The organism is Oceanobacillus sp. FSL K6-0251, assembly GCF_038004725.1.
GTDB lineage: Bacteria > Bacillota > Bacilli > Bacillales > Amphibacillaceae > Oceanobacillus > Oceanobacillus oncorhynchi.
Genome location: NZ_JBBORS010000001.1, coordinates 4,096,084 through 4,108,680 on the forward strand (window position 1 = coordinate 4,096,084; position 12,597 = coordinate 4,108,680).

The following is a 12,597-nucleotide window of genomic DNA, read 5'->3' on the forward strand; positions in this document are numbered from 1 at the left end:
TCCACCTCTTTTCTAACCATTTAATAAGCTTGGTATAAATGTAATAATTTGCGGAAATACCAGCATAAGAATAACGCATGTTAATAACACGATGACAAACGGAACAAGATCTCGCATCAGCTCGTCAAATCTTAAATTTGCAATCCCGGCTGCTACATACGTACATAAGCCTACTAGAGGCGTCAGCAACCCTACCCCTAATGTTGCAATTAATACAACGCTGGCATGAATCGGATCGATTCCGGAGGCTACAATTACTGGAGCAATCACGGGAACCGTCATAATAATAGCTGCATTGGCATCCAAGAACATTCCTAAAAACAGGAATAACAATATAAACATAAGCATCAGCAAAAAGGGTGATAGATTCATGTCAATCACAAAACCAGCCAAACTGCTCGGTACATCGTTAATAGTCAACAAGTAAGAAAAAGCTGATGCGCTAATAATAATCATCATGACCGTCGCCGTCATTTTACCGGAATTAATAATAATATCCTTCAGATGCTTGATTTTTAATTCTCGGTATACAAAGAAACCAAGTACCATCGAATAAAGCACAGCGACAACTGCCGCTTCCGTTGGGGTAACAACCCCGGTAATAATCCCAACAATGATAATCGCTGGAGTGACCAAGGCTAAAATACCTTCTTTTCCTTTCCCGAACACATTTTTAAATGAGAAAGGAATGGATGACTTATATCCTCTTTTTATCGAAACCACCGTAGAAGCTGCTAATAAAGCAACACCGACTAAAATCCCTGCTCCGATACCTGCCAAAAATAAATCCGCTACCGAAAGCCCGGCTGTGAAGCCCCATAGTATCATTGGGATACTTGGCGGAATAATAATCCCAATAGGCGAGGAAGCAGCTGTAATGGCTGCTGAATACTTGGAGCTGTAGCCCTGCCTGACCATCGCTGGTATCAGTATCGTTCCTGTCGCAGACGTATCAGCTACAGCGGAACCAGAGACTCCTCCGAAAAACATACTGGCCGTCACATTTGTTGCTGAGAGACCGCCTGGCAGAAATCCGACAAGCGCATCTGCAAAATCTACCAGACGTCTGGTTACACCGCCCTTTTCCATGATATTACCGGCAAGGATAAAAAACGGGATGGCTAGTAGCAGCCAGGAATTCGCACCAGAAAACATCTTTGAAAACACTTGTGTCATCATACCAGAATCTATCATCAGCAAGGATAGGATAGAGGCTCCTGCCAGCCCAAAAGCGACTGGTATTCCCAGCAGCAAAAAGATAAGAAAAGATACAAATAAAACGACGGCCGAAGTCATTGTATTACCGCCTTATTCCGTTTGATTACTTCCGTTTCTGCTAACGCTTCGTATAACGTAATCACTGCGGAATTATCCTTCCCGCCTTCCCCTTTCGCCTGCAATGTTTTAAATAGTTCATGGACAAGCGAGGTGGCATATAACGGTACTTGAAGCTCTTTCCCCACTTCCAGCGCTAAGGAGATATCTTTTGTATGCAAATCGACCGTAAAGCCCGGTTCAAAATTCCGATCTAAAATAACCGGCATTCTATCCTCCAGCGCCCAGCATCTTCCAGAGCCATTCAAAATAACCTCACGCATAATTTCCGGATCGACGCCTCCTTTGACACCCAATGTAAATCCTTCTGACATGCTGACCAGGTTTACTGCAGACATCAGCTGGTTAACAATCTTCACTGTCTGACCGCTCCCAACTTCCCCGCAATGAATAATTTTTTCTCCCATGATTTGCAGCAATTCAAGTGCTTTATCGTAATTCGCTTTTTTTCCTCCAACCATAAAGGTCAATGTTCCATTCATAGCTCCACTCTGGCCGCCGCTGACAGGCGCATCGAGCATGTCGATGTTCTTTTCCTCCAGCTTTTTATTGATTTCCTTTGTAACCGTGGAAGAAATACTGCTCATATCAATGAGTAAAGCTCCAGCCGGCAAACTCTCTATTAGCCCGCCATCTCCAGTCACTGCCTCTTTCACATGCGGACTATTTGGCAGCATAAGCAGAACCATATCAACCTGTTTTGCTAATTCTTCCTTCGAGGATGCAATGGTCACACGCTCTTGATATGGAAGCCGCGCCGCCTGTTCAGCATTAATATCAAAAACGACCAGTTTTTTACCTGCCCGTAATAAATTGCTGGCCATGGGGAAACCCATGACACCTAAACCGATGAAACCAATTGAATTTTTGTTATTCATATCGTATAATCTCCTTATAAATTGATTTGCATAGCCATCTGAACAACATTGTCGGAGATGTTCAGATGGCTATGTCTTTTTTAATGTGTTATTTTAGCCATCTATTCTTTTGCTTTCGGATTAAATTGAATTAGCTCTGTCTCTTTATCATAACCACGATACATATGCACATGTTTCACTTCATTAATGACCAGATCAACAGTTGTCAGAACTGGTGTTTTATCCTTCACCATGTGCCCGCCGAATACCTTTCCCTCTTTATCACACATCGTAGCGTGAAAATGTGTGTCATAATCTCCGTCTCGCTGACACACAACGCCCGTACCATTTAAAAACTCGACTGGACCGTCTGCCACAAATAATTCGCCATATCCGGCACCGACGACAGATTCTTCTTGCGGAACGAGATACATATAGGCCGCTTCTTGAAAACTGCCAAAGCAATTGGCAATAGACGCATACGTAATATCATTTGCTTTACAGATTTCTTCGATCCCAGTAATTAAATCCGTTCCCGGCAATAATCTCCCTGCTACGGTTTTACCAATTTCTCCAGTTGCATACTGTACTCTTGTTTCTTTCATTATGTGATACATCCTTTCTAGCAATTTATTTTCTGATAAAATCATGTCTATTTAATTTGCTGCAGCTTGTACTTCTTCTAAGAATTGAACAAATTCGCTGCCATACTCTTCTTCATAGACTGGATAAACGTCCTCTACAACTTGTTTAAACGCCTCCCAATCCAAATCTTCCTTATGAATAATTTCTATTTTGTCTTCTAATTCGGTTAGGATTTCTTCATTTTCTTCGGCAGCTTCTTCTGCCCAAAGCTCTGCCGTTTCTAATGCCGCTTCATCCAATGCATTCTGCTGATCCTTTGACAGCTGCTCCCATATCGAATCACTCAACGCCAGTACATTGGGTGTGTAAGCAAAATCCATGACTGTCAGATAATCCTGTACTTCATAGAACCGCTGTCCTTCAATATGCATTAACGGATTATGCTGGCCGTCCACAACTCCCCTGTCCATCGCTACATATAACTCTGAAAATGATAGCGGTATCGGGTTCGCTCCAAATTCCTGTAAAGCAACGCTGTACGATTGTACTTCTGGACTTCTTATTTTAAGTCCTTGTAAATCCTCCGGTGTTTCAATAGGGCCTCTTGAATTGGTAATCTGTCTAAATCCATGCTCCCATAGAGAAAGGGCTTTCAATCCTGCGTTTGCTTCGAGATTATCCAAGACTTCTCTGCCAATCTCTCCATTGTTGACCGTTAAGGTATGCTCGGTATCTTCAAATAAGAACGGTATACTTCAAACGCTTCCATTACATTGTAGCTGGAAGCAAACAAGCCTGCGGAAATAATCCCTCCATCGATTGTTCCCATTTGCACCCCTTCCACAAGCTCTCTTTCGTCACCGAGCTGGGATGAATTATAAATTTTAATTTCGACGGATCCGCCTGTTTTTTCTTCTACCAATTCCGTAAAGATATCTGCTGCTCCTTGTTGCGGACTGACCGGAGCCCCAACATGCCCAATACTGATTTCTACTACTACTTCTTCCGCATTCGTTTCATTGCCGGAATCCCCACAACCATACATGACGAGAACAGTAAACAGCCCTAAAATAAAAATGAGTTTTTTCACGAAACGTATTTCCCTCCCTTTTGCATTTTTTTATTTTCCAGACAATATAGCTTTGCATCACCCCCTTTAAGGATATAAAACGAAACTTCATTCAGTGGGAGTGTTTGTTCTTCTCCCACTGAATTAGCCTAAGTGATTCAGTGAGTTAGCGTCCGTTATCTCCCGCCAAAATAAATTTGTGTTTACTCTTTATTTGAAGGCGGGAGTTTTACGAACGCATCTCCGTGATAAATCATAGATTAATTACTTAGCTATCCTTATTTTGATTAATTTGCTCAAACAACCTCTGTTCGCCGCGTTCCAGATGTGCTTCCATCACCTTTACCGCCTGCGCAACATCCTGTTGTATAATCGCTTCTAATATCAATTGATGCTCCGCAATCGAGTTCTTCACATGCTCAGGATTCTTCAGTACATTTTCAAACCATTCTTCCAGCGACATTCGAATTAAATCCAGCAAATTGTAAATCATTTTGTTATTACTCGCCTTAGCTATGGTCATATGAAACATCAAATCGTTTTTCTTATTGTGATGTACCTTACCTTCTTGCTTCATTTCATTAATCCAGGATTCTAATTCGATGATCTCTTCTGCTGTCCTGTTTAAAGCAGCCCGCTTCACAGTTTCCAGCTCTAAAACCTTTCTTAATTCAATCAATTCGTTAAAAGGAACCGGATCAAGGTACAGCCCCCATTGCAGCTGTTGTTTAATATCATCCGAGTCTACTTTTCTTACGAAGGTGCCTTCCCCTAACCTTGCCTCAAGCAGCCCCATGGAGGTCATACTTTTAATCGCTTCTCGGATCGTCGACCTCCCGACGCCAAACTGTTCTGCCAGATTTCGTTCAGGAGGGATTTTATCACCTATGGACAGCTCCCCTTCTTTAATCATTTTCGTAAACTGATTCATTATAATCTCACGTATCGAATCTCGCTGCGGTATTTTTTCAAATAGTGGTTTCATTGGTTTTCTCCTGTTAATGGTAGTATGTCTCATGGTCTGACCTTTGAGAGCTTATGTATTTAAATTTTTTTATCTACTCTACTAACCTTTTATCTCAACACAGAGTAGCTCAATATCAACTAACTATTCTAGCTATTAAAATTCATTATATACAAACAAATATTGTTTGTATATACATAAAAACAATTAATTATTGTTCAAGAAAAAATAAACCTTTTATGACGATATAATTTTACTAATAGTAAGGAGGAAATCTATACATGGACGTGTTTAAAGAACGGTTAATAGACCTTCGAGTTGAACTTGGATATAAGCAAGAGAATGTAGCCAAAGAACTGAATCTAACAACAAGCGCATATGGTTATTATGAACAAGGTAAAAACGAACCTTCATTAGAAACACTTTATAAAATTGCTAATTTCTTTCAAGTATCCATTGATTATTTATTAGGCATAATAGATACTCCTCAACATCCTGTCTATTATCCAATTTCCAATGAACTAACTTTGAATGAGTCGGAATTAAGTGCTATTCAAAGAATGAAGGAATTAAATCTTCTTGAAAAAGTCGGTGAAAACTCTAAATTAAATACAGAACGGTTAAACCGCTGTTGGGAATTTATAAAGACAGAGTTAGCAATTGATGAAAAATAAAGCAAGTTATTATTGATAATGAAACGAGCCCGCTCTTAATAGGAAGATATTTGGATGCAGACTCGTTTTTTACTTCTATACTTACTATGCTTCTAAAAAAATATTGTCTCCTTTCTTTTTCTTAGTTAATTTAGCAGTTAGATGATTCTAAAAGGGGCATGGTACGATGAATAACAATAAAATTGGCAAACAATTAAGAGCACTTCGGAAGTCAAAAAATATGTCTACACAAGAACTCGCTGATAAAGTTAGCGTTTCACAATCATATATAAGTAAATTTGAAAATGGGCGCTCAAAACCAGATATAGAAATGCTAGAAAATATATTAAAAGCACTTGATACCAATCTTTCAAGCTTTTTCGCATCGGAATTAGAAGAGATGCCGGATGATTTAATTCTGCTTATTAATACGGTGAAAACATTGAGTCCGGAAGCTCGGAGGAAATTGAATGAGTTTTTGGAGATAGTGAGGGAATAGAGGTGCTTAAGAGAATCTGGTGATTTCAATGAAATGATTTCAAACTCTGCTCTGCCAGTTACACTCAATAGAAAACTTGTTTCAATGGAATCAAGTAAGTGAAAGTAAAATTTTACTGATAGTTAGGAGGGGATTTATATATAGATGTATTTAGTGAAAGAATAATAGACCTTCGTATTGAACACGGGTATAGTCAAGAAGAGGTAGCTAAGAAATTGAATGTGTCAGCAAGCGGGTATGGTTATTATGAACAAGGCAGAAACGAACCTTCATTAGAGACACTTTATAAGATTGCGGAATTCTTTCAGGTATCCATTGATTATTTATTGGGTAAAATAGATACTCCTCAGCATCCTGTCTACTATTCCGTTTCTGATGATTTGGCTTTGAATGAATCTGAATTGAGGGCTATACAAAGAATGAAGGAGTTAGAGCTTCTTGAAAAGATTGGTGAAAATCCTATGGAGAATGCAGAGCGTTTAAGCCGTTTTTGGGATTTTTTGCAGAATGAGTTAGCGATTGATGATAAATAACGTGTGTTATATACAGATAATAAAAGAGTCTACTTTTAATGCGAAGGCATTGGAATACAGACTGATTACAGCCATTGAAATGTACCACCTCTGACATAGTTTTTACCACTGAATGACACGGAATGTACCAGTAAATGACAGGTGATTACCACTTCACATAAAAAACATACGTATATTAAATTATAAATGTTATGCTTGTTGTACGAATTTGATTGGTTTTCAATCAGAACAGTATTCAACAATCGGGCCATTTAGTTGAATAATACTTCCTAATAAAACAGGATACTCATGTTAATTTTGACAGAGAGGTAAATAGCTAAATGTAGCACTAAGTACGGGAAAAAGAGATAAGACAACTATCATTTCAATAGTTGTCTTATCTCCTTTATATTAATTTCCGCCAAGAAGTATAGTTGGATCGAGTCCTGGAGGGAATACTTCTTCAAAATGGTCATTATTCTCATATAAGTTATACCAAGCTTCAGCAATAAGATCTGGGTCTCCTTCTGTTCCAGGTTGTATCATGGCCCCGATTGAAAGATGTCCGATAAACACCCCTTTTTCTTTCAACTCATTGTGCAGGTTTAAGGCATAATTACGCATACCAGCCCCAACGATTCCGGCATTTCCCGCATATGGTAAAGGGAAAATAGTAGATACGCCTGTTGTGAATAATATGGCACCAGAACCGTTACTTATCATATCTGGTAGCACCTCATTCACGGAAAGAATGCCAGCCAACAAATAGCTGTTCATAATATCTACTACACTTTGCGGCTTCGTTTCAAGCACAGAAGTGAATATATCCTCCTTAGCATAGGGGCTAAATTCTAGTACATCAATCGAACCGAATGCTTTTTTAGCTGATTGAATAGCTTGTTTTAAGGCAGCTAAGTTCGTAACATCGGCTACAAAAGATTGTGTTTCAATATTTAGTTCCTTGAGTTTACGTTCGATAATTGCTAATTTCTCAGGATTCCTTGCAATGGTCGCTACCCTAAAACCCTTCTCTCCGAATTTTTTTGCTATAGACAATCCTAATCCAGGGCCTGCACCAACGATAGCAATAGTTTTCATTTTTTATAAACTCCAATCTGTGATATATTAAAACAACATGTGTTGCTTTAATGAAAACTATACAGCCAATACATTTTTACAACAACCAACAATCTACTGCCGAATGTTGCTATAGCAACAACATTACGAAATTGTCGGGTGGGAGGTGAGACAATGGCATCGAAAGTAAGGAACCTACGTATTACACAAACAAAACAGTTCTTAATTAATGCTTTTTACAATCTAGCTTCTCAAAAGGATTTTGAAAAAATTACAATAGCTAATATAACAAAGGAAGCGCAGGTTAACCGGGCTACATTTTATGCACATTTTAATGATAAATACGATTTAATTGACTATATTATGGGGGATTTTGCCTCAGCATCTATCGAAAGTCATACTTTAGATGATATGAAATTCGGTGAGGAGACCATACATCAACTCATTTTTGCAGTATACGATTTTTACCAACAACCGAATATTGAATGTCGCAGCAGCTATGGTAAATGGGCCTTACCTCAAATGAAGGAAAAAATACTAAATGAATTAAAGAGTTTTTTATCAAAAAGTTTGGATTATAAGTATTCAGATATTGAAAAGGATATGTTCGTGCCAATCTTATCACAAATCATTCATGAAGGTGGATTGCAATTGTATCTTGGTAAACATACCTTAAAAAAGGAAGAAGTAGCCAAAAAGATTGCATCATTTGTAGTTGGTGGATCTCAGTCTTTTAAAGGAGTGTCACGCTAACAGGTAACGTTAGTTCCGTGACTTTCTAGGTTAGTGTGTCTAGTCAATGACTGCTTTTTTTCGAGTCCATTTAAGTTATTTTGCTCGGACGAGAATGTCGTTAGAGCATAGAGAAACGCCAAGTCGAACATGGCCGGGGCGTAGAGTATACATTCGTTAAAATATTGACGGTTCAGTTTTCCAACAAACAGGCGCTATCCTTAAATAAGGATAAGCGCTTATTTTTCATTGTAGGACCTGAATAAGAGAGGGCATTATTCTAAGTAAAGCGTGTTATAGGTAAAATGAACTGAAGAAAGTATATTCACCAACTTGACAGTTAACGATATATCGTTAACTTAAAATAAAATTAACAGGAGGTTTTGAATGTGTACAAAAGACCTGATATGGCCCAATATCCTTTTTTAAAAGGACAGAGTCATTTTTATCATCATGGTGTCTTTAGAGGCAACAGATTCGACGCGGAAGTTGGGATAGGAAACGGTAACTTTGACGGGCAAGGCAGACCTCATATCTTCGCAGGCAAAGAATCTGGTGAGGATACTAGTGGTGAACGTTTCTTCGGGCGTGGTGATCTCAAGATTGTCTTATTAAAATTGTTACAAGAACAATCAAGACATGGATATGGATTAATCAAAGAGCTTGAGGAAAAGTTTAAGGGGCTTTATTCGCCTAGTCCCGGTTCCGTTTATCCTATTCTACAGATGCTTGAGGATCAAGATTTAGTTAATGTAATCAAAGAAGGTCGGAAAAAAGTTTATCATCTTACAGATGAGGGGCAAGCCTTTTTGAAAAAAAACCAAGATGAAGATCCTGTTAACTCAAGAATGAATGTGCTTGAAAATGTGGACCTGGACGAAATTCAGACTTTAAGATCTGACATTCAGGGTTTATTCCATGAATTTTTCAAGGTGGGCCGTCAAGCTATAGAAAAGCCCGAAAAGAAGGAACAACTACAAAACCTGCTCGAAAAAACACGGGCAGAGCTTTTGAAAATAGTTGATGACGAAGAGAAAAAATCAGATGGACAATAATTTTTAAAAATATATAAGGAGACTTTAAATTGACAATTACACTTAACCACACAGTGGTATTCGCTAAAAATAATGATAAAGCTGCACACGAATTTGCAGAGAATATGGGCCTAAAACTTAATGTTTATGAAGGGATAGACAATAAGTTTGCAGAAGTGCAAGTTAATGACGATCTTTCTGTTTTCTTTATGACAATCGAGGATGATACTCCACAACAGCATTTGGCTTTCAGTGTTGATGGACATACTTTTGACCAGATTCATGAACAACTTCGTAAAAGGAATGTAGCCTTTGGGAACAGCCCGTTTGAAACAGAAAATCGACGCACAGATCACCCATTTGCTTCCCGTGGGTTGTTTTGGACCAATTTAGATGGTTACCTATTTGAAGTTATGACTGATTAGCCATAATCAATGTTGATAAAAACGTTGGATATTGCAAATATGGACTCTTTGATTCTGCCTCAATCGGGCGCGATTGTTGAACATCAAAAGCCTACGTTATCTTAAATCTCCCAATTGGTAAATGCGGTGGCAACAGGTGGTAAGTTCTGTGGCAATCACTGGTAAAAAAGATGGCACAAGTGGTACATTTCCTTGGCCGTAATCATACAGACTCTTTTTTACTTCTATTATGTTGTCTCAAAATGCAGTGACTCTCTTTATCTTAATAGCTAGTTTAGTAAGACTATCTATTTGAAAAAATACACCTAGATGCAATAAAGGATTATATCATGACTATTATTTAACATATTTTAGCAGGTGAAAAGAAATGATCCCACACTCCAGTTCATAAGATTGATCCATATAAAAGCAGCCCCAAATAAGTGCTTTCTCAAATTACTTTTAATTCAGTAAGTTTAATGTTTGTTCTACTTACTACATAAACAATGAATGTAAAATGAGAGATCAACATATACACATATTATAAGTATAGAAACGACCCTTGATATTCCTCATTCTAAATATCAAGGGCCCTCCTACTTATCAACTCTTCAATTCATAATAATATCTATATGCCCAACCGTAAACTGCTGCTAATAAATATGCTAGTTAAATCAAAATGCACTAATTAATTTATATTCTTAACCGGTCTGCCAATAGAATGATACTCCACTCCATTATCAGCCATTTCCTGAACATTATAAATATTTCTACCATCAAACACCAATGGAGTCTGCATTAAATCTTTATACTGATTTGGGGTAACAGCTTTAATCTCTCCCCACTCTGTGAAGATGAGACATGCAGCTGCTCCTTTTAAAGCATCTTCCGGACTATCCACGTAAGTGATATTCCCCTGCCCATGACTTCCTTCTGAATAAAACTGTTTAAAGTTATCGACCCCGATTGGATCATATGCATAGATATCTGCCCCTTGTTCTAAAAGCAATGGGACATTTGCAAGTGACGGAGCTTCACGAAGGTCATCTGTACCTGGTTTAAATGTTAAACCCAGTACTGCTACCTTGATACCTTCAAACGTTTCTAACCGCTGCTTCGCTTTATCATACAATTTCAATTTTTGTTCAGAATTTATCTTAATCGTTGCTTGCATTGTCCTCAAGTCATATCCATATTGTCTTGCAAGATACTCTAAAGCACTAGTGTCTTTCGGGAAACAAGATCCCCCATAACCAATACCAGCATTTAAGAACTTGCTGCCAATACGGTCATCATAACTCATTCCTTCAGCAACATCTTGAATATCTGCACCAACCAATTCACATAGGTTTGCAATATCATTCATGTAAGAGATTTTTAAAGCAAGAAAGTCATTAGAAGCATATTTAATCATCTCAGCAGAACGACGATTGACAGATACAATTGGCAGGTTAAACGGTGTATAAATCTCTGTTAAAAGATTCTCTGCCCATTCACTCTCCGTACCGATAACGATGCGAGCTGCCTCTAATGTATCTTTTACGGCAGATCCTTGTGCAAGGAATTCAGGGTTAGATGCCACTTCGACTCTAACATCATTAACAAGTGACTTATTAATAAGCTCCTCAATTTTATCATTCGTGCCAATTGGTACCGTTGATTTAATTACAGCTAAACAATCTTTTGCAACAGACTCAGCAATTTGTATTGCCACTGTTTCTACATATTGCAAGTTCGCTGACCCATCTTCTTTTTCCGGTGTACCAACACCAATAAATACAGCATCCGCTTCTTTATACGCAGATGGATAATCAGTGGTAAAATGCAATCGGCCAGCTTCAATGTTCCTACGCATCAATCCTTCCAGTCCTACTTCATAGATTGGAGAGATTCCTTCTCGCATCATTTTTACTTTTTGTTCATCTATATCAACGCATATTACGTTATGTCCGTTTTCTGCCATACACACGCCGGTTACGAGACCGACGTAACCGGTGCCGGCTACTGCTATGTTTTTCAAGAAGTTCCCTCCTATAAAATCACTTTATGTTTTTCTACCATATGGTAGGTTATTTTGTTGGAGTATGTTTAATGTTTATAGGAATAGCAATATATTCACCAAACTTAACTATCGCTCATCCTCTCATTACTAAATAAAAGGAATACAAGGTTTATTATTATCAAATTTTAATGCTCTCATTCAGTTACAACTTATGGTGAACATAATCCGACAAATTAGATTAAAAAAAGAAAAATCCAAACCATCTGTCATATTGGTAAAGTATTCACACAAATACCAACAAAAGGATGATATGGATACTTTACTATTATATCATAATGAATAATGGAAATGAAATGCCTTTTGTTATTTATTATCAAGAAGAAATTCCATTTAGCTATCTAAACGCAAGAGTATTCCATCACATTCAGTTAATCAATCAGGGAGTTCATTGTCCCGATCGTTTTTTGGATCACCAAAGTACATGAATATCATCGTAAACAGGTTATTGCCAGTTCTCACAATGGTACTCCTATTATTGATTATTTCCATCACCATCGTTTTTTATGTGAAACTTACCATCATACGTTTATGTAGCCTTTGCCTTGGCTGGAACGATATCAATGCATTCCCAAGATCGGTTACAAAGCATTTCTGCACGCCACTGCCGATCGTACTTTTATAGCTGTTAGGGAAGTCATTCATCGCAGCGGTCAAAATGAACGAATTCATGCGTTGGAGAACTATTCGGAGCACCCCGGTCTTGCTGAGCATTCTAAGCTGTCGTTAATTGAAATAGACAAGGTTAGTTTGGCGAAAGGAAAAGACAAATATCGTCTTGTCATATAGACTCTCTCTGTTCCATGGCGTCCACAAT

At 38.2% G+C, this 12,597-nt stretch carries 14 protein-coding genes; 6 read left to right on the forward strand and 8 right to left on the reverse strand.

Going from position 1 to position 12,597, the window contains the following annotated elements; translation table 11 throughout:
• Positions 1-12 precede the first annotated feature (12 nt).
• The 6 genes from MKY45_RS20125 to MKY45_RS20150 all read right to left on the reverse strand — a co-directional run bounded on the left by MKY45_RS20125 (position 13) and on the right by MKY45_RS20150 (position 4,831).
• Entirely contained in the window at positions 13-1,296 is a 1,284-nt protein-coding gene (locus MKY45_RS20125) for a TRAP transporter large permease (protein WP_341173323.1), read from the reverse strand.
• Entirely contained in the window at positions 1,293-2,213 is a 921-nt protein-coding gene (locus tag MKY45_RS20130) for an NAD(P)-dependent oxidoreductase (protein WP_256705162.1), read from the reverse strand. The genes MKY45_RS20125 and MKY45_RS20130 overlap by 4 nt, the downstream gene beginning before the upstream one ends.
• A gap of 101 nt (positions 2,214-2,314) precedes the next feature.
• Positions 2,315-2,797, reverse strand: coding sequence for a PPC domain-containing DNA-binding protein (locus MKY45_RS20135; RefSeq protein ID WP_256705163.1), 483 nt, complete (start codon positions 2,795-2,797; stop codon positions 2,315-2,317).
• A gap of 51 nt (positions 2,798-2,848) precedes the next feature.
• Entirely contained in the window at positions 2,849-3,529 is a 681-nt protein-coding gene (locus MKY45_RS20140) for a TRAP transporter substrate-binding protein (protein WP_341173494.1), read from the reverse strand.
• On the reverse strand, positions 3,493-3,867 hold the full coding sequence (gene dctP / locus MKY45_RS20145) for a TRAP transporter substrate-binding protein DctP (protein ID WP_341173324.1): 375 nt from the start codon (positions 3,865-3,867) through the stop codon (positions 3,493-3,495). The genes MKY45_RS20140 and dctP overlap by 37 nt, the downstream gene beginning before the upstream one ends.
• A 247-nt stretch (positions 3,868-4,114) precedes the next feature.
• Positions 4,115-4,831, reverse strand: coding sequence for a FadR/GntR family transcriptional regulator (locus tag MKY45_RS20150; protein WP_256705165.1), 717 nt, complete (start codon positions 4,829-4,831; stop codon positions 4,115-4,117).
• A 260-nt stretch (positions 4,832-5,091) separates the two neighbouring features.
• Between MKY45_RS20150 and MKY45_RS20155 the strand changes: the two genes are divergently transcribed.
• The 3 genes from MKY45_RS20155 to MKY45_RS20165 all read left to right on the forward strand — a co-directional run bounded on the left by MKY45_RS20155 (position 5,092) and on the right by MKY45_RS20165 (position 6,495).
• Positions 5,092-5,484, forward strand: a complete 393-nt coding sequence (locus MKY45_RS20155; protein WP_042529646.1) for a helix-turn-helix domain-containing protein — start codon at positions 5,092-5,094, stop codon at positions 5,482-5,484.
• A 166-nt stretch (positions 5,485-5,650) separates the two neighbouring features.
• Positions 5,651-5,962, forward strand: coding sequence for a helix-turn-helix domain-containing protein (locus MKY45_RS20160; RefSeq protein ID WP_256705166.1), 312 nt, complete (start codon positions 5,651-5,653; stop codon positions 5,960-5,962).
• A 164-nt stretch (positions 5,963-6,126) separates the two neighbouring features.
• Positions 6,127-6,495: a helix-turn-helix domain-containing protein gene (locus tag MKY45_RS20165; RefSeq protein WP_332094471.1), complete on the forward strand. Its 369-nt coding sequence runs from the start codon at positions 6,127-6,129 to the stop codon at positions 6,493-6,495.
• A 390-nt stretch (positions 6,496-6,885) separates the two neighbouring features.
• Here MKY45_RS20165 and MKY45_RS20170 read toward each other — a convergent pair whose 3' ends face one another.
• Positions 6,886-7,572, reverse strand: a complete 687-nt coding sequence (locus MKY45_RS20170) for an SDR family NAD(P)-dependent oxidoreductase (RefSeq protein ID WP_256705167.1) — start codon at positions 7,570-7,572, stop codon at positions 6,886-6,888.
• Between the two features lie 153 nt (positions 7,573-7,725).
• Here MKY45_RS20170 and MKY45_RS20175 point away from each other — a divergent pair, with 153 nt between their 5' ends.
• From MKY45_RS20175 to MKY45_RS20185, 3 genes are all read left to right on the forward strand, one after another.
• Positions 7,726-8,304: a TetR/AcrR family transcriptional regulator gene (locus tag MKY45_RS20175; RefSeq protein WP_042529640.1), complete on the forward strand. Its 579-nt coding sequence runs from the start codon at positions 7,726-7,728 to the stop codon at positions 8,302-8,304.
• A 368-nt stretch (positions 8,305-8,672) separates the two neighbouring features.
• Complete coding sequence (locus MKY45_RS20180; protein ID WP_256705168.1) at positions 8,673-9,338, forward strand: PadR family transcriptional regulator; 666 nt, start codon at positions 8,673-8,675, stop codon at positions 9,336-9,338.
• A 29-nt stretch (positions 9,339-9,367) separates the two neighbouring features.
• On the forward strand, positions 9,368-9,742 hold the full coding sequence (locus tag MKY45_RS20185; protein ID WP_341173325.1) for a hypothetical protein: 375 nt from the start codon (positions 9,368-9,370) through the stop codon (positions 9,740-9,742).
• A gap of 667 nt (positions 9,743-10,409) precedes the next feature.
• Here the strand turns inward: MKY45_RS20185 and MKY45_RS20190 are convergent.
• The gene (locus MKY45_RS20190; RefSeq protein ID WP_084612823.1) at positions 10,410-11,741 is read right to left on the reverse strand and encodes a UDP-glucose dehydrogenase family protein; all 1,332 of its coding nucleotides are present in this window, start codon (positions 11,739-11,741) and stop codon (positions 10,410-10,412) included.
• Positions 11,742-12,597 lie beyond the last annotated feature (856 nt).